Annotated in this window: 16 protein-coding genes; 12 read left to right on the top strand and 4 right to left on the bottom strand. The window is 51.6% G+C overall.

Features of this window, described 5'->3' with window-relative positions; genetic code table 11:
* Window positions 1–104: 104 nt before the first annotated feature.
* Together EKK48_17995 and EKK48_17990 are read left to right on the top strand one after the other, a co-directional pair.
* Window positions 105–851, top strand: coding sequence for an SDR family oxidoreductase (locus tag EKK48_17995; GenBank protein RTL39912.1), 747 nt, complete (start codon window positions 105–107; stop codon window positions 849–851).
* Between the two features lie 9 nt (window positions 852–860).
* On the top strand, window positions 861–2,354 hold the full coding sequence (locus EKK48_17990; protein ID RTL39764.1) for an RtcB family protein: 1,494 nt from the start codon (window positions 861–863) through the stop codon (window positions 2,352–2,354).
* Window positions 2,355–2,455: 101 nt separating this feature from the next.
* Here EKK48_17990 and EKK48_17985 read toward each other — a convergent pair whose 3' ends face one another.
* From EKK48_17985 to EKK48_17975, 3 genes are all read right to left on the bottom strand, one after another.
* The gene (locus EKK48_17985) at window positions 2,456–3,154 is read right to left on the bottom strand and encodes a GGDEF domain-containing protein (GenBank protein ID RTL39763.1); all 699 of its coding nucleotides are present in this window, start codon (window positions 3,152–3,154) and stop codon (window positions 2,456–2,458) included.
* Window positions 3,155–3,251: 97 nt separating this feature from the next.
* The gene (locus tag EKK48_17980; GenBank protein ID RTL39762.1) at window positions 3,252–4,283 is read right to left on the bottom strand and encodes a DMT family transporter; all 1,032 of its coding nucleotides are present in this window, start codon (window positions 4,281–4,283) and stop codon (window positions 3,252–3,254) included.
* A gap of 12 nt (window positions 4,284–4,295) precedes the next feature.
* Window positions 4,296–5,186: a hypothetical protein gene (locus EKK48_17975; protein RTL39761.1), complete on the bottom strand. Its 891-nt coding sequence runs from the start codon at window positions 5,184–5,186 to the stop codon at window positions 4,296–4,298.
* 202 nt (window positions 5,187–5,388) lie between these two features.
* Between EKK48_17975 and EKK48_17970 the strand changes: the two genes are divergently transcribed.
* The 9 genes from EKK48_17970 (at window position 5,389) to EKK48_17930 (ending at window position 14,038) form a co-directional block, all read left to right on the top strand.
* Window positions 5,389–6,093: a methyltransferase domain-containing protein gene (locus EKK48_17970; GenBank protein ID RTL39760.1), complete on the top strand. Its 705-nt coding sequence runs from the start codon at window positions 5,389–5,391 to the stop codon at window positions 6,091–6,093.
* Window positions 6,086–7,294 carry an NAD(P)/FAD-dependent oxidoreductase gene (locus EKK48_17965; protein ID RTL39759.1) on the top strand — a complete coding sequence of 403 codons (1,209 nt, stop codon included), beginning with the start codon at window positions 6,086–6,088 and terminating at the stop codon, window positions 7,292–7,294. Before EKK48_17970 ends, EKK48_17965 begins: the two co-directional genes overlap by 8 nt.
* Window positions 7,279–8,379: a type III polyketide synthase gene (locus EKK48_17960; GenBank protein RTL39758.1), complete on the top strand. Its 1,101-nt coding sequence runs from the start codon at window positions 7,279–7,281 to the stop codon at window positions 8,377–8,379. The genes EKK48_17965 and EKK48_17960 overlap by 16 nt, the downstream gene beginning before the upstream one ends.
* A gap of 148 nt (window positions 8,380–8,527) precedes the next feature.
* Window positions 8,528–9,802 carry a homoserine dehydrogenase gene (locus tag EKK48_17955; GenBank protein RTL39757.1) on the top strand — a complete coding sequence of 425 codons (1,275 nt, stop codon included), beginning with the start codon at window positions 8,528–8,530 and terminating at the stop codon, window positions 9,800–9,802.
* On the top strand, window positions 9,802–10,866 hold the full coding sequence (locus EKK48_17950) for a threonine synthase (protein RTL39756.1): 1,065 nt from the start codon (window positions 9,802–9,804) through the stop codon (window positions 10,864–10,866). Before EKK48_17955 ends, EKK48_17950 begins: the two co-directional genes overlap by 1 nt.
* Window positions 10,863–11,831, top strand: a complete 969-nt coding sequence (gene thrB, locus EKK48_17945; protein RTL39755.1) for a homoserine kinase — start codon at window positions 10,863–10,865, stop codon at window positions 11,829–11,831. The genes EKK48_17950 and thrB overlap by 4 nt, the downstream gene beginning before the upstream one ends.
* Window positions 11,809–13,104: an aspartate kinase gene (locus EKK48_17940; GenBank protein ID RTL39754.1), complete on the top strand. Its 1,296-nt coding sequence runs from the start codon at window positions 11,809–11,811 to the stop codon at window positions 13,102–13,104. Before thrB ends, EKK48_17940 begins: the two co-directional genes overlap by 23 nt.
* 21 nt (window positions 13,105–13,125) lie before the next feature.
* Window positions 13,126–13,647 (top strand): hypothetical protein, encoded by a 522-nt coding sequence (locus tag EKK48_17935; GenBank protein ID RTL39753.1) that lies wholly within the window; start codon window positions 13,126–13,128, stop codon window positions 13,645–13,647.
* Between the two features lie 64 nt (window positions 13,648–13,711).
* Window positions 13,712–14,038: a hypothetical protein gene (locus tag EKK48_17930; protein RTL39752.1), complete on the top strand. Its 327-nt coding sequence runs from the start codon at window positions 13,712–13,714 to the stop codon at window positions 14,036–14,038.
* Here EKK48_17930 and EKK48_17925 read toward each other — a convergent pair.
* Entirely contained in the window at window positions 14,005–15,795 is a 1,791-nt protein-coding gene (locus tag EKK48_17925) for a vanw family protein (GenBank protein RTL39751.1), read from the bottom strand. The two genes, EKK48_17930 and EKK48_17925, sit on opposite strands and share 34 nt — an antisense overlap.
* A 282-nt stretch (window positions 15,796–16,077) precedes the next feature.
* On the opposite strand from EKK48_17925, the gene EKK48_17920 reads away from it, so the two are divergent.
* Window positions 16,078–17,184 carry a peptidoglycan endopeptidase gene (locus EKK48_17920; protein ID RTL39750.1) on the top strand — a complete coding sequence of 369 codons (1,107 nt, stop codon included), beginning with the start codon at window positions 16,078–16,080 and terminating at the stop codon, window positions 17,182–17,184.
* The last annotated feature ends 74 nt before the right edge of the window (window positions 17,185–17,258 follow it).

Here is a 17,258-nt window from a genome sequence, read left to right as displayed (position 1 = left end):
TCGCCCGTTGACTTCTGTATCCCTTACAATATTCCAACTATATGAATATGAGGTGAATCATGGCTGAGTTGAGCACAAAGCCCATTGGCACAATCGACCAACCTATGCTGGCCAATCGAGTCATACTCGTGACCGGCGCGAGTCGAGGCATTGGCGCGGCAACTGCAAAGCTGCTGGCGGCACATGGCGCAAAAGTCATTGTCAACTACAATCGCAGTGCTCGCGAAGCCAATAATGTCGTCGACCACATCAAGTCGCACGGCGGTTCGGCAATAGCCATCAAAGCTGACGTCAACAACGAAGCGGAAGTAAAAAAGATGATCGAGACTGCAGTAGAGCAGTTCTCATTTATCGATACCGTTATCTTGAATGCTTCTCCAAGCTTCTCGATGAAATCGTTCATCGATCACAGCTGGACTGACTTCGAAAAGAAACTGGTTGGCGAATTGAAATCAGCTTTCTTCATCTGCAAAGAAGTAGTACCGCCTATGGTGCAGAAACGAAAGGGCAACATTATTGCAATCAGCACGGGGCTATCGCGTCATCCCGTCTCCGGATTCATTGCGCATTCCAGCGCCAAAGCGGCTCTTGACGCTTTCGTGCGCAGTCTCGCCTTCGAATTAGGACCGCACGGCATACGAGTCAATGTAATTGCACCAGGTTTGGTGGAGACAGATGCGACCGCATTCATGTCTTCAGAGCAGAAAGACACTTTTGCTCAAGCCGCACCACTCCGTAGAGTGGCGATGCCTGAAGACATCGCCGGAGCAGTACTGTTGCTCGCATCCACAGAAGCACGTTTTATTACAGGTGCCTACCTTCCCGTGAACGGTGGCACACAAATGGTGTAGGACAAAATCATGTCAAAACAAAATACAGATGCTAAAGCGCTTAAACTTGCCAAAGCGCTGAAAAATGGTCACAACTGGAAACAGCTGGCAAAGTGGAATGATGATGGTTACTTCGCGCTGTCTACCGAAGACATTGGTGACGTGCCGGTACGCCTGTTTTTAACACATTCACTACTGCAAGAAACTGAAGACATCATCTACAGACAGATCGTAAATGCCACCAGATTTCCCGGTGTTAAAATGGTCGTCATAACACCTGACACGCACTACGGCTACGGCGTGCCGGTTGGCTGTGTTTTGATCACCGATCATCACGAAGGCGCAATCGCCATGGGACCTGTCGGCTACGACATCGGATGCGGCATGATGAGCGCCAAGTCAGATGTGCCCGTGGAAAAAGCAACCCCCGAAAAGCGATTGGAATTCAACCGGTTGGTCATGCAGGGCGTATCCATGGGCGCCGGTGGGCACAGTCACAAACTGGGAACAGTAAACAAAACAGAATTCGAAAAACTGATTCGCGGCGGTGCTGAATATTACGTCGACAAATATGGTGCCACTTTCGACCGCACCCAGGCGGAACGACACTGCATTCCTGTTGACGAAGATTGGCAAGTGCCGTACGGTGGCGCCGGTCGGCCGGAGCGGGGCATGAACCAGATTGGAAGCCTTGGTGCAGGCAATCACTTCATCGAATTGCAACATGCCAAAGAGACAGGCACATTGTTTGTACAAGTGCATACAGGCAGTCGCGGATTCGGACACGGTCTGGCCACCAATTATTTCGAAATCGCCAAAAACGAACGACCCGACGAAATAAAAGACATCGATCTCGGTTATTTCACGCCAGAAAGCAATCACTACAAATCCTATTTGAACGCTGTCGCGGCTGGGGGCAACTTCGCCATCCTGAATCGACTGGTAATCTTCGAGCAAGTCGCGGAAGCTTTCAAAAAGGTCTTCAATGAGGATCTGCATCTGTTCTACGAAATCAGCCACAACCTCGTGCAAAAGGAATGGCATCCTGATTTCGGTGATGTCTGGGTGCACCGAAAGGGCGCGACGCGTGCATTTCCTGCTGGTTACCCGGCCCTGAAAGGCACACAATGGGAAGAAACAGGACATCCGGTGCTGATTCCCGGCAGCAACAAAGATTGGAGTTACATTCTGCGTCCGAAATCAGGTGCCGTCAAAAGCGGATTTTCAGTCAATCACGGTGCCGGCAGACGACTGTCCAGAGGAGAAGCAAATCGTCAATTATCCCAACACGCCATGGATGAAGCCTATCGAAAAGCAGGAGTGGTGGTCAACACCGATGGTCACGTACCCCTCGACGAAGCAGCGCCAGCCTACAAATCTTCGACCGAAGTGGTCAAGGCAGTGGTTAATGCTGGTCTGGCCGAGATCGAGTACACATTGTGGCCGTTAGCTTCGCTGAAGGGTACTGAAGAAATCCGTCCGCGCAAAAACAACAAGCCCAAGAAGACAAGCCAGCATTACTGACCCGCGGTCCTGCTGACCAGAAGGTATTACCGAATGCAAGGTATTACCGAACTAGCGGCTTATCGAATAAGCGGCATTATCGCACCAGCGGCTATACAGCACTAAACAGAGAAAACGCGGTCGCCACCGCGGGCAATGGCATACTCAAGCGCTTCGGAAGCACGAGCAATCAAGTGATCATATTCTTCAGCGTGCACAGGAAAAGCAGCAACTCCTAAACTGGCAGTGACCGAAAAACTCTGCCAGTTATGAGTGACAGCCTGGTTTCCGATGCGCTGACGTATACGTTCAGCGAGAAGGGCAGCACCCGATGCATGGGTTTGAGGAAGAATAACGCAAAACTGATTGTCCGAATATTTCGCCGGTATATCTACTTCTCTAACTGCACCACGCAGAACGTTCGCGACGACCTTGAGCACAGCGTCTCCTGTGAGGACGCCATATTGCTGCGTGACCGCATCAAAGTCATCGATAGACATCAAAATCAGGGCAACAGAGTGCTTGTAACGAGCCGATCTGCCCAATTCAGCTTTCAACTCTTTGATAAAGGTGCGGTAGTTATAAAGCTCAGTCAAACCATCGAGAAGAGCAAGCCGTTCAATATCTTCGCCGCGCGCCGAACTTATAGTGGCCGTTTGTGGCTGGGTTCCGCTGCTCTTTTCAATATCGCGAACCCGGTTGAGAATGGCTTCATCTCCGTTGTAACCAGAAAGCGGAACACCGCGACGCTTTTTGCTGTCGGCAAAAATTCGCTGCAAACGAGTCTCTTTTTCGGCTCCGGCGACCGGTTGATCAGCCATAATGTCTCCTTTTCAACGCTTCCTCGCGTTAGCTACCAATTAGTTTAGCCTCTCCAACCCTTGAGTTCTCCCTTGGCAACCGGTTCTTTTAACCCACCTAATGAGAATGTCGATGATGCAAGTCGGGAAGGTGCGGATGACTATGCTCCATGACTTCATGCTCGTGCATGTGCGAATGGCGCAATGAAGTAGGTTCTCCCTCGTGGACATGATTGTGATGACCGTCGTCATGGCTATGCTCGTGAACGTGCGACACAGCTTCATGAACATGACTATGACTGTGCTGGTCTCGCAACAACGCAAAAATCGAAGCGATCAAAATTCCCGCAGCGGCTAGTTGAATTCCAGTCAATCGCTCGCCTAGAAAAACGGCAGCTATCCCGACGCCCCAGAAGGGAGCACTCGAAAAGATACTCTGTGAGCGCATCGCGCCCAACTTTTGCGCGGCAGCGATATAGAAAGTAATACTCAAGCCATAACAGAGAACACCAGTGGTAATGGCACCAAACAAAGCCGCACCGGAAGCAGTCAAAGGCTGAACAAGACAGCCCAGAGCGAAGTTGACGCTACCGGCGACCAGTCCCTTCCAAAAGGTAAACTCAACAGGCGTGATACCATCCATAATGGCTGTCAAATTATTGTCGAGAGACCAGAGCAAACAAGCCGCAGCAGCAGCCAGTGCAGCAAAGAAACCAGCGGCACCCTGCCCTGAAGAGAGAAGAGCAGCCGCTGCGGTGGTGCCCAGAACACCCAGTAATCCGAGCTTACCAATGTGCTCCTTGAAAAAGAGCGCCGCCAGCAAAGCTGTAAATGGTGATTCCAGGCAAAGATACATAGCCACAGTCGAAGCGGGAGCGAGCGTGAGAGAAAACATATAAGCGGGAGCGGCGCAGCCGCCACAGATGAGCGCACCAAGAAGCTTAGCCCGAGCAGATTGAGGCACCCCGAACCTTTTCCCTTTATGCTGCTTCAAAACGACCGGGAGTGCTCCCAGAGCAGCGCCCAGGTACAAGAGCCCGGCCAGCTGAAAAGGCGAGAATGATGCGATTACAGCCTTCCCGGCAGGCGCTGAAGCGCCGAAGAGCGCAGCGGACAGCAAAGCTAACAAAACGGGATTCACGGCGCCCACGAGCCTCTTAGATTAGAGCTTTCGCATTACTCGCATTATCTCGAGCAGTTCTCGGGTCATAGATCCAACCACGGCACGCATATCATTGAGCATCGCAACCCGGTCGTCAAGCAAATCAATTGTCACCTCGTGAGTCTGAGCGACTGCACCTGCCAACAGAGCAACTCGACGTTGCCCGGCTTTGCTGGTCGGAGGCGGAATGCGACCCAGTTTCACCCAGCGATCGATGAGAAGGTCGCGCCTCGATTCACCTTTACCGCCGGGTATCGGCTCCTTGAGATAATTCCAGATGGGCGTCGGAATCTCAGTGTCTATTGACGTTGGCAGGTCAAACAGTTTCGCAAGCATATTAGGGTTGACGCCGGCGCTCCGCTTTTCTCCGCTCGATTGCTTCAATGCGTACGTAGATATGCCCGTAGCAAGACCACCAGCAGCAACTTCCATGAGATTACCGGCGTTGTTGATGGCATTGCCGCCGCCGATTTGAATACCGGAACCGATCATTGCCAACGCACCACCACTGGTGAAGTTGGTAATGTTGTTCAAGCGAATAGCTCGATCACGCCTTGATTCAAGTAGATCTTTCAATTCAGCGGCGCGGGACATTTCGTCGTCAACAACAGCAACCACTTCACGGGTTTCCAGAAAAGTCGTCAAGAGAATTTCAGTCATTTCTTGTTTTAAGAAGAGAAATTGCACATCGAGCTTGATTACGTCTGGATTAGCCGCCTTAGCGCGCAGATCCTGAATGTTGACGATGTGTTGAGTCAGGCCGATGTCCTTAGCAACTTCTTTAGCCATCGGTGACAACGTGTCAAAGAGATCGGCGGCCAGACAGCCTTGCAGCGTCGACAGTCCTGCCAAAAGCAATGCCAGAAAAAATTTCAGATGCCGGAACTTCATCAACGAACCTGAAAAAACGCTCAGAAAGTTGCCCAACCGAAGAGTCAATTGTCCACCAGTTCGGCACAAAAAATCAAATCTGGTGGTAGCCTCTTAGAGCTTGCAAATAGCAGCCCGTAGTACAATTGTCGACGAAGCACCGACGCGCCAGTCCACACAGAAGTGCTTGCAGCTCGACCACATTCATAAGGCGTGCTCACTGATGCTAACCCGCAAACGCGTGGCTGAACTTATGGATGATCCTGCGCTCGATTATTCGAGCCATGCGGAAGCTCTAAAAGGTCTCGAACGTCTCAATTTCTTCAGCACAAGTGCTGCTTCGCTGTGGGAGCAAATAAGCCCTCTGGCAAAGCAAAATGCTGACGGCACGCCTCTGCGCATCCTCGACATCGCCACTGGAGGCGGTGACATTCCGGTTGCCCTCTACAAAACAGCAATTGCGGCAAAGCTAAATGTGGCAATCACAGGGTCCGACGTCAGCCCATCATCGATAAAATACGCCAGCTCGTACGCAAAAGAGAAAGGTGCTGCAATTGAATTCATTCAGCTCAACGCTCTTCAAGATCAGATTCCGCCAGGATTCGATGTAGTTATGACAAACTTGTTTACTCACCACCTGGACCCTTCCGACGTAACCGATTTGCTCAAAAAAATGTCAGTTGCGGCAAAGCAATTGGTGCTCGTCAACGATCTGGTACGCAGCGAGATATCTTACGCGCTCGTCTGGCTTGCAACGCGCTTGTTCAGTCGATCACCGATTGTGCACTATGACGGTCCCGTCTCTGTGCGTGGCTCATATACAAGCTCCGAATTACTCGAGATGGCAGAGCAAGCCGGTCTCAAAGGAAGCGTTGTGAATCAATGTCCCCCCTGTCGACAAACACTCACCTGGAAGCGTCATGCCTGACTTCAATACGGCACGATCACCGCTCGACATCGGCAAAGAGTGGGACGCCATTGTCATTGGCGCAGGACCATCCGGCGCGCTGGCAGCTTATCTCCTGGCACAGAAATTCAACAAAGTTCTTCTTGTCGATAAAGCAAAATTTCCACGATCAAAAGTATGTGGTTGTTGCATCAATTTAGCCGCAGTCAATATTCTCGAAAGCTGTTCCCTCGGTTATATCCTGCAAGACCAAAATGCAGTTTCACTGTCAAAACTAAAATTATTCGAGAAAGAGCAACAGGCCAACGTGCAACTTCCGGGCGGCTTTTCTCTATCCAGAAGCCAATTCGACAACGCCCTTACAAACGCTGCAATAAGAAGTGGTGTCACTTTCCTTTCCGAAACCACGGCAACCGTCCTGCAGACAACACCATCGGAAAGAATAGTTCAATTACAGAACGGCTACGCGAAAGAGACCTTCAGCGCCAAAGTAGTACTTGTAGCCGATGGACTGGGAGGTCACTCGCTTAACCAGATTAACGAGCTGGATTTCGTCACTGAAGCCACTTCCCGATTCGGATGCGGAACAATAATCGATGAAGGACCAGATTTCTATGAGCCGGGATGCATCTACATGGTCTGCGCACACGATGGCTATGTCGGACTGGTAAGACTGGAAGACGGGCGTATAGATGTGGCTGCGGCGCTTGACAGACAATATTCCAGAAAGTACGGTGGTCCGGCTGCGGCTTGCATCGAAATCATCAAAAGCAGCCGCTTGCCAGTGCCCGAAGCTCTGATGACCGCACAGTGGAACGGCACTGAGTCACTGACCCGCAGGCGCAAAGAAATAGCAGCAGAACGTATATTCGTCATAGGCGACGCTTGTGGATATGCCGAACCTTTCACCGGTGAAGGCATCGCATGGGCGCTCACATCGGCGGTTGGAGTAGCCGATCTCGCGGCAGAAGCAATCAACTGCTGGTCGCCTTACTTGATTCGCAAGTGGCAACAGAAGCATGAAACGATGTTGTCTTTTCGACAGAAGAGAAGCCGCCTCATCGCTCACGCATTGCGAAAAGACGCAATCAGGCGTTGTGCACTACCGCTAATCGCCTCGTTTCCGGCACTGGCGAATCTAGTTATTCAGGACGTAAGCCGCAAGGTAACCATACCTGCAGCTGATGGGGAAATAAGGGCAGAGCTATGTCGTCAACAATAATCGGTTTGGGAACAGCACTACCAGACGCAATAGTCAGTCAGGAAGATGCTCTTGTGCTGGCAAAAGATCTGTGCTGCCAGACGCCACGACAAATGCGCGTTCTGGAAGAAGTATATCTAAAGTCAGGTGTGCAGAAACGCTCCACAGTACTGCAAGCGCAACTCGATCAACACCCTGAAGCGAATTTCTTTCAACCACTCAGCACCGCATGTGATACTGGTCCATCCACGGCCGAGCGAATGGCAATCTATGAAACCAAAGCTGGACCTCTGGCTACAAGAGCCTGCATGGAAGCTCTAAACGATGCTCGACTGAACGCGAAAGAAATCACACATCTAGTCACAGTGTCTTGCACTGGTTTCTTCGCTCCCGGTTTTGACATTCAACTGGTTAAAACTCTGTCCCTCACCCCAGATGTGCAGCGCACGCATATTGGCTTCATGGGCTGCCACGGAGCGCTTAACGCTCTGCGCGCAGCCAATGGCTATTGTTCAGAATCAGAGAATAACATTGTGCTTATTTGTGCGACAGAAATTTGTTCGATGCACTTCCAGTACGGCTGGTCAAAAGATCTGGTCGTTTCAAACGCACTATTTGCAGATGGTTCGGCTGCACTGGTGCTGACCGGAAATCGCACCATGGCAAATCGGGATAATAGGGCGCCCTGCATGTATGCCGACGCCGCATCATATGTAATACCAAACACAGAAAATATCATGAGCTGGAAAATTGGAAATAACGGTTTCGTTATGAGTCTGGACAAAACTGTCGCCGAGATTATCGAAACCAACCTGCCTAGATTCATGGAGACATGGCTCAGAAAGAACAACCTCAGCATCGACCAGATCAGCGGCTGGGCCGTTCATCCCGGCGGTCCACGTATCCTTGAAGCAGTGGCAAACGCACTCAATTTGCCGGCTGATTCTCTTGAAGCATCAAGACAAATCCTCTCGGAGTGCGGCAACATGTCATCGCCAACGGTGCTCTTTATCCTCAAACACCTGCTAAGAAGCGGGCAAAAGCCTCCCTATGTGGTGCTGGGATTCGGTCCCGGGCTGACCATCGAGGCAGCACTGATCGCCTGAGGATCGAGCGATCGAGCCCCACAAGCACTACTGCCGTTCCAGCGGTCGGATACAGATGTGTAGTTTCGTACTTTTTCAGCCGTGCGCTGCCTTTCAGGTCCTTCAATCTATGGAATAATGGGCACCCGGAATCGACCGCGGGGAGCACATGGGTAGAGTTGTAGTTGGAATGATTGGTCTGGGTACCGTAGGTACCGGCGTAGTGCGTTTGCTTGAACAGCAGCGCCACTTGACTTTGAAGAAAGTCGCAGTAAAAGAGTTGCAAAAGGAACGCACGGTTCGCCCTGCCTGCCCGGTGACCACAGACGTCGCGGAAGTTATTGACGACCCCGAGATCGAAATTCTCATTGAGGTCATGGGCGGCGAACAACCAGCGCTCGACTACATCAAACGCGCCATCGACAAACGCAAACATATTGTCACAGCCAACAAAGAAGTACTTGCAAAGCACGGACCGGAGCTCTTTCAGTTAGCCAAACAGAAAGGCGTGGCTATATTTTTCGAAGCTTCAGTCGCAGGCGGCGTGCCCTTGATTTCCACAATCAGCAAAGGGCTGGAAGCCAACAAGTTCTCATGCGTTACAGGCATTTTGAACGGAACGACCAATTTCATTCTTTCCAAAATGGAAGAGGACAAAGAAAGTTACGCGGCGGCACTGGAGAAAGCCCAGTCGTTGGGCTTTGCCGAAGCCGACCCGACTAATGATGTGGACGGACACGACGTCGCATACAAATTATCGATTCTGTCAGCGCTTTCCTACCAACGATTTGCAAAGCCCACGGAAATCTATCGCGAAGGGATTCGCGCCGTCTCGGCTGAAGATATGGCTCAGGCTCAAGAATTCGGATATCGCATCAAACTGGTGGGCAGCACCCGCCGAGCCGACAAAGGCGCAATTGACGTGCGCGTACATCCTATGTTGGTGCCGCTCAATCATGCTCTCGCGTCCGTATCGGGCTCGAACAACGGCATCGTAGTATCAGGCGACGCCGTCGGCGAAATCGTCATGGTCGGTCCCGGTGCCGGTCAGATGCCGACCGCTTCTGCCATCGTGGGAGACACCATCAATCTGGCCAGCGCATTGCAACTGCCTGACTTTGCCACTTACTTCCAACCGGAAATAGAACCGGAATGGGCCGTCACAGCCGCGCCAGGTGACTGGAGCTGCCCATTTTACCTGCGTTTCGACGTCAACGACACGCCCGGCGTCATCGGTCGCATTGGCACCATATTTGGTGAACACAAAATCAGCATTCAGAGTATTTTTCAACGCGGCGTAGAAGAATCAGGCGCAAGAATCGTCATATTCACCCACGAAGTGAAGAACTCGCAAATGGAAACCGCCCTTGCCGAGCTGGCTAAGTGTGATTTCCTGCGCAAACTGGAAAGTAAGATTCGCATTTTTCAACCGGCAGGTCGCTAATGGCTAAACCAATTGCACTGATTGAAAAATATCGCGAATTTCTTCCCATTACGGCTGAAACTCCCATCATCTCGCTGGGCGAAGGTAATACGCCGCTGGTGAAAGCGGTAAATCTTCCCAAACATCTGGGTTTTCCTGAGCTCCAGATCCACTTCAAACTGGAAGGTCTCAATCCGACCGGCAGCTTCAAAGACAGAGGTATGACCCTGGCAATGTCCAAGGCCGTGGAAGAAGGAGCCACCGCCGTTATTTGCGCCTCCACGGGCAACACAAGTGCGTCAGCTGCAGCTTTCGCGACTAAGGCCGGACTGCCGTGTTACGTGCTTCTGCCTGCCGGCAAAGTCGCACTCGGCAAACTCGCCCAGGCGATACTTTACGGCGCGCGTGTCGTTCCCCTGGATGGCAACTTCGACCAGGCTCTCGATTTAGTCAGAGAACTCGGTGAAAAGTGCAACATCACTATCGTCAACTCGATCAATCCATATAGACTCGAAGGTCAAAAGACTGCAGGTCTCGAGGTTATCGAGCAACTTGAAGGCGCGCCGGATTATCTCTGCATTCCAGTAGGCAATGCCGGGAATATCAGTGCGTACTGGCGAGGCTTCAAACTCGGAAAATCAAGCGGACGCTCGAACACACTGCCAAAAATGTGTGGATTCGAAGCGGCCGGCTCGGCGGCAATCGTGCACAAGAGAATTTTCGAGAACCCGGAAACAATTGCCACAGCGATTCGCATAGGCAATCCTGCCAGCTGGAAAGAAGCTGAGCGAGCAGCGTCTGAATCTGAAGGGTTCATAGACGAAGTCACCGACGACGAAATTCTCGATGCTTATCAGTTAGTTGCTCGTACTGAAGGCATCTTCTGTGAGCCCTCGAGTGCGGCAAGCCTTGCCGGACTGATCAAAAGCCTCAAAAAAGGCACCATATCTGGTGAGGGAACCGCTGTCTGCGTTTTAACTGGTAATGGTCTGAAAGACCCCGACACGCCGCTGAAAGTGAGCAAAGTCGACTTAACCCCTGTACCGGCTACGTTCCAGGCATTGAAGGAGGTTCTAAGATTGTGACCCTCGTTGCGTCTGATCTCAAACCAGAAATGACTGATCTCGTCGAAAAAGAAATTGTCGTCAGCGTGCCCGCCAGCACAGCCAACCTCGGACCCGGATTCGACACGCTTGGACTGGCGCTCACCCTGCATTCAAAAATCAAATTCAAGCTGCTTAAAAAAAATGATCCGAGCGTGCCTTTAATAACGTTCGGAAACGACAACAGTTGCGCACTGACGACCGACAAAAGCAATCTCGCCTATCGCATTCTAGGCGAACTCTGGACTGATGAAAAAGAAAAATTCGACCGCATGCGCCTGGAAATCACTACAGACATTCCACTTGGACGAGGGCTGGGAAGCAGCTCTACAGCCATTCTAGCCGCCGCCTATGCGTCCCACTACTTCAGCAAGCGACCTGTCGACAAATCAGACTTGTTACGCGAATCTTGTCGCTACGAAGGTCACGCTGACAATCTCTCCGCATCACTGTTCGGCGGGTTGACTATTTCCAGCACACACGCGCGATCGGGTAAAGTGGTTTTTCAAAAACTCGATTGGCCACGAGATTGGAAAACAACGGTGATTGTGCCGACCTACGAACTCTCCACCACCAGAGCGAGGGCAGTAATGCCCAAGACCATTGCAATGTCAGATGCGGTATCTAACGTACAGAACACCGCCATGCTGGTGGCTGCCATAGCGCGCAGCGATGAACGACTGGCTCGTGAAGCCATGATCGACACTTTGCACGAACCTTATCGACTTTCACTCGTTCCTGAACTCGGATCGCTGCGACGGCATCTCCGCAACGCACCGGTGATCGGCATCGTTTTGAGCGGTGCAGGTTCTTCGGTAATGATTGTCTACCATCGGCGCAACGAAACAGAGATTAGCGATCTGCTTAAATCGTGGCAGTCGGAACAGTCAGACAGTCCGGCAATTTTAAATTTGGAGGTGGACCATGACGGACTCCAATCAGTCTAACAGCCCTGCATTGAGTGCTATCAGAAGCACCGAGCAAATCGAACTGCCCGCCAGCCAACGCATCAGTGTTGTTAAATTTGGCGGTTCATCCGTGAAGAACATCGCCCGTATTCAACACGTTGCAGAGATTGTAAAAACGCGCTTGCAAGAGGGTCCCGTCCTTGTTGTGGTTTCGGCAATGGGCGACACCACCGACTACCTTCTCAAACTGGCTCATCAAGCCTCAAATCGACCAGACCAGCGCGAGTTGGATCATCTTCTAGCGACAGGAGAGCAGATTTCCATAACTCTTCTGGCTATGGTGCTGCGCAACATGAAGATCAAAGCCAGCTCTTACACGGCCATGCAGGTCGGAATATTTACTGAAAACGTGCACAACAAGGCACGCATCGTCGACATCAGAAAACAAACTTTGGTGGAATCTTTCCGAGACAATGACGTTATAGTCGTCGCTGGTTTTCAGGGCGTCACTCCAAACGGCGACGTGACTACACTCGGTCGGGGCGGTTCCGACACGACAGCAGTGGCGCTGGCAGCCGCACTCGGCTTGCCTGAATGCGATATCTACACTGACGTCGATGGCATCTACACAGCTGACCCACGCGTCATACCGAAAGCACAATTATTGAAACGGATATCCTATGACGAAGTTGTAGAGATGGCGCGACTGGGCGCTCAAGTCATACATCCACGCGCTGTTGAATTATCACGCCAATACAATATCAAACTGAGAATTCGCAACACCTTTAAACCAGAACACAACGGCACCATCATTGACGGAGGAGAGGACATGGAGGTTTATCGCACAGTCAGCGGCGTTGCCGTTGATAAGGATCAAGCCAGTGTTTGCATCATGGACGTGCCCGACGTGCCTGGTATCGCGGGCGAGATCATGCAAGCCCTGGCCAACAAAAACATCGTCATCGACATGATCATGCAAGCACTGTATCCTACAGCTGGATTGAACAACATGACTTTCACGGTCAACTCCTCAGACCTTGATGAAACGATCGACGCGCTTGAGAAGATGACAGGACGTCTGGGTGCCAAGGGCGTCATCTTCGACAATGACATCGCCAAAGTCAGCTTGATCGGCAGCGGAATGGCCGGTCAGCCTGCCGTTGCGGCCAAGCTCTTCACGATTCTGGGACAAAACAAGATCAACATCAAAATGATTTCCGGAAGCGAAAAGAAACTGACCTGCGTTGTGGCAGCAACTCAGGCAGACGCAGCAGCACGAGTGATACATGATGCATTTGGATTGGGCGAATAGCACAGCGAGGTACATCGGACCATGGAACTGATCATTATTGGATTCCATATAGCGCTTGTAGTTAGCATCATTCTTTTAATTCAGGCAATTCGAGAAAAGAAAAAACTGCAAGCGCTGGAAGCCCAAAAGGCTCAAGATTCAAACAGCAGCGCCTCGCTAACATCAACTCCCTCATCAAGTTCAAGCGCCGCATCAAAGGCATCATCAGCAACCTCGGCAACAACAGCGGAACCAGTCAGCGAACAAAAAAAGGCCGTTCAATTAGTTCACGATGGACTGGAACATGTAGTCGACCATCTAACGCATCTAGGCAGCGAACCGGAGATGTCCCTGGCAGAAGCCAACGTCAAAGCCAGTGCCACCGACGATGCGAAATCTAGTGCCACTGCCAATGGCACGGGACATGCCACCGGAAACGGCGATGCACATGTCACCGAAAACGGAGGTGGCACCAACAGCTCAACAGCACAAAAAAATTGCCCGAGCTGCAACGAGCCGTGGGACAATGCTTTCGATTTCTGTTTAAAGTGCAGTCACAAGTAAGGCAAAGATTCACTGCTCAAGAACAAATACAAATTGTCACCACAACGAGAAGATTGGAGGAGAAATGAAATCACTCAAAGACGTTATTCCTGATCCGCAAAAGGTAGTTGAACTGGAGCCGGAAGAGCTTGGGAAACACGTCTTACATGTCCTCCATAGCGGCGAAGGATCGGAAATCAAACGTAAGGAAATTTCCAAAACTCTTGCCTCTCACTACCATCCTGATTTCCATCATGCCGTTTCTCACGCTATCGAAGAGGCGCTCGGTTGGCTGGCGCAGCAATGTTTGATGGGTGCGAGTCCATATGACCAGGACCTGATCTTTTTGACTCGACGTGGCAAAAAAGTTGCAGGCGACTACTTGGAAGAGCATCCTGTCGATATCGAATGACGCTCTAGAATTCCTTCTTTCATCGCCGCACACAACGCTGCAACGTCACCCGTTCTCACTGACTTCACCTGCGCTATTTTTTCCAGACCACAGGCTCGTGACGCTATTACGGGAATACCCCGACTGATTGCTTCAAGCAAACGGCGGGGTCTTTGTTCGACCCATGCCGGCAGCACCACCATCGCAGCGTCATCCAGCCAATTATCGCTGTTCAGTCGCTCAACTTTTACGCCTTTCCAGAAATCATCGCCTTCCAAATTTGGTCCAACAAGGGCAACAGGCAAATTCATTTTAAGCGCCACATCTCGCAGCTCGTAAGCACCCTTGCGCCCCAGCGTCGATGCGGGAAAGACAATTTTGGTGCCCAACTTTGTCTGCGGCTTCATCTCAGGCATCACCCAATTCAGCAGCTCAGCACGGTCACCGAACAGTGAAGCAATTTCCGAATGCGGTGTGATGATGCGCCGAGCCTGACGCAAAGCCTTCGTCTCAGACGCTACAATCGATTGATCAGCCCTAAAATCACCCAATGTGGGGCTTTTAGGATGCATGGACTGGGCACCGTCAAGACGCTCGTGCAACTTAGCGAGCGGCAAACTGGTCATCAGAACATCGAAAGTGCGGCCCCCGAGAACGCCTTCATCCCACAAGTACGGCAATAGACTCTGGGTTACGACAAGATGCGTAATGTGGTAATCGATTGATCTGGCATAAGCTTTTGCCAGACGCTTCTGTTGCTTAAGCAACGCGCGCTGGCGCTCGGCACCCTGTTGGGCAAGTGAACGCGATTCGAAGGAACGCAGAGCAGTAAAGACCCGCTGTTCCTTGTATTCGGCAAACCCTTGCGTAGTCCACTTGTAATTAGCTTTGTTGAATTTGGTGCCGTCGATAGGCAACATCAAACAATCGTTTGCAGTCTTGTGTTGACCGATGTATGCATCAAACTCGGGCCAGTATTCATCGACAAGAAACGCGGTGCGACTAGCAGGCGAAAGAACAGATAGCTTCGGCGATCGGAAGCAATCGATGACGCCACAGCTCATGCAACTGTTCGGCGAAGAATGATCCGAAATCGGCAGAATGGCCAGCATCGATTTGACAGGCTCGGCAGCGAGCTTCGGAGCGGGTTTAGCGGCACGAAATCTGACAATCAGCTTTTCATCCGTCATCCAGGCTTCGATGGCGAAATCTTGCGTTGAACGAAATCGCAGGTCTACATAGTTCCAAAATATGGTGGCATCTCTGCCATGCTCCGCCACCGAACCTGGTACCACCTGAGAATGTGCGTGTCTTTCCAAAATTTCGAAACCAGACTGTAATGCAGCATCATAAAGCGCATTAGAAAGCTGGCAGAGCCCACCAGCGATGCTGGGAACGATGCACCCCTCACGCAATTCCCGACCGGCGACGTATCCCCGAGCACGAGTCGGTGCGCCAAGCTGTGCCCAGAAGCTGAAAGTCTGATTGGCAGGAACTCTGACGCCGTTCAATTTCCGCAAAGCAGTGCGCAGATTCTGTACCTTCCCCAATTGCAAATTCCGCTCGGACGGATCTATCTCCGTCCAGAGGGGAGTTGACGACTCGCCAACAACGGTCAAATCGCCATCCACAGGCGCAATTTTGTGCTCCACATGCGCCTTGTCCAGAATATTTTTGACGAAACGACCAGTCTGCAAAACATGAGTCTTTAAGCGAAAGATCATGGCGCTTTGTCTGGTAGGGATAGAGTTTCGATGTTCTTCGGGATACACGCTCATTGCCTTTTCCTGGTTTCCTGGTGCTCGGAAACTGCATTAGCTTCCGTTGTAACAGTAACGAGCGGCCAACGGCTAATTAGGACGGGATTTAAGGCAGCCGAATAGATAAATTCTGATTGACAAGACCTCTGAATAGACATATATTTGACTAGCCCATATATCAAATAACGCCGACCTGCTGCGCCTTTGCGCACTCAGGAAAACGTCCGTACATAACTCGAACCGCTTGCGGACAGAGTTTAAGTAACGGGCGCAAGATCCCTTCGCCTGGAATTACTAGTCATGTCAATGTCTCCGGCAAACCAGATAAACCAACTGGAAAAGGATTTCCAGTCAAATCAGGTGCAGTTCAAAGACCTGGACCATCTCGGCCCAATCTGGAAAGAGTTATCCGACCTGAAAACCACTGACAGTGCCAATTTCACTCAGGATCTGATCAAGATCAATAAGGATCTTCACTCACAGGGATTGCTGCCGGAAATTCAGATTGTAGATACGGACAAAAACGCCGCGCATCCCGAAGGCTTTGAAGTCGTCAACACGAAGCAGCTCGCCAGCGACATCAAAGATGCTGCCAAAAATCCCAACGGCGACATGACGAAGATTTGGGCGCAGCTCGCTGAACTACAGCGCAATGAAACGCCTGAGGATTTCAAAAAATTTCTCGATGCAATCAATGAGGAATTAAAGCCATCCAAGCTGCAAATCCTTTCGCCCGCGCCCGGCAAGTTCACATGGCAGCCTCTACCGGAGACTCCTCCCCTCCCACCCCCATCTGATTCCAACAGCGGAAGCGACTCGAACGGACCAAAACCATGGATCGACCCGAATGGATCATCTGACGCTGGTTCAGGCGGTGGTGGCGGAAGTGGCGGCGGCGGCGGCGGCGGCGGTGGATACGGCGGTGACGGCGGCGGCGGCGGCGGCGGTGGCGGCGGCGGCGGTGACTCCGGCGCTGGCGTAACCGAACCCGAAGCTGGAAACTACACAGGTGAATTCGGCAACGAAGCCGGCGATGCCACCACTGAACAAGTCGTAAAAGCTGCCGAAAGCCAGCTCGGGGTGCCATACGTCTGGGCTGGTGCATCGCCAGGCAAAGCCTTCGACTGCTCCGGACTGACAATGTGGGCATGGAAACAGGCTGGCGTAGACCTACCGCACAATGCCGATGCGCAGTATCACGACACGGCGCATGTGGAACACGTACCCCTTTCACAACTGAAACCGGGAGACCTGCTTTTCTACAACGACGGCGGCAGCATTCACCACGTCACTATGTATGTCGGCAACGGCAAAATGATCGAAGCGCCCCACACTGGAGCAAATGTTCGAGAAGTGCCGGTGCGCACCCAGGGTCTGATGCCCATGGCTGGACGCCCCCATAAATAAAAACTGGTCTTCTGTACCAACTTTGCAATCTCATTGCCGTAAAGTCTGCGACAAGTCAACACAGATCGCATACA

It is taken from the genome of Candidatus Melainabacteria bacterium (assembly GCA_003963305.1).
GTDB lineage: Bacteria > Cyanobacteriota > Vampirovibrionia > Obscuribacterales > Obscuribacteraceae > PALSA-1081.
Note: the sequence above shows the minus strand (reverse complement) of the source record. Positions and strands in the feature narration are given on the sequence as shown.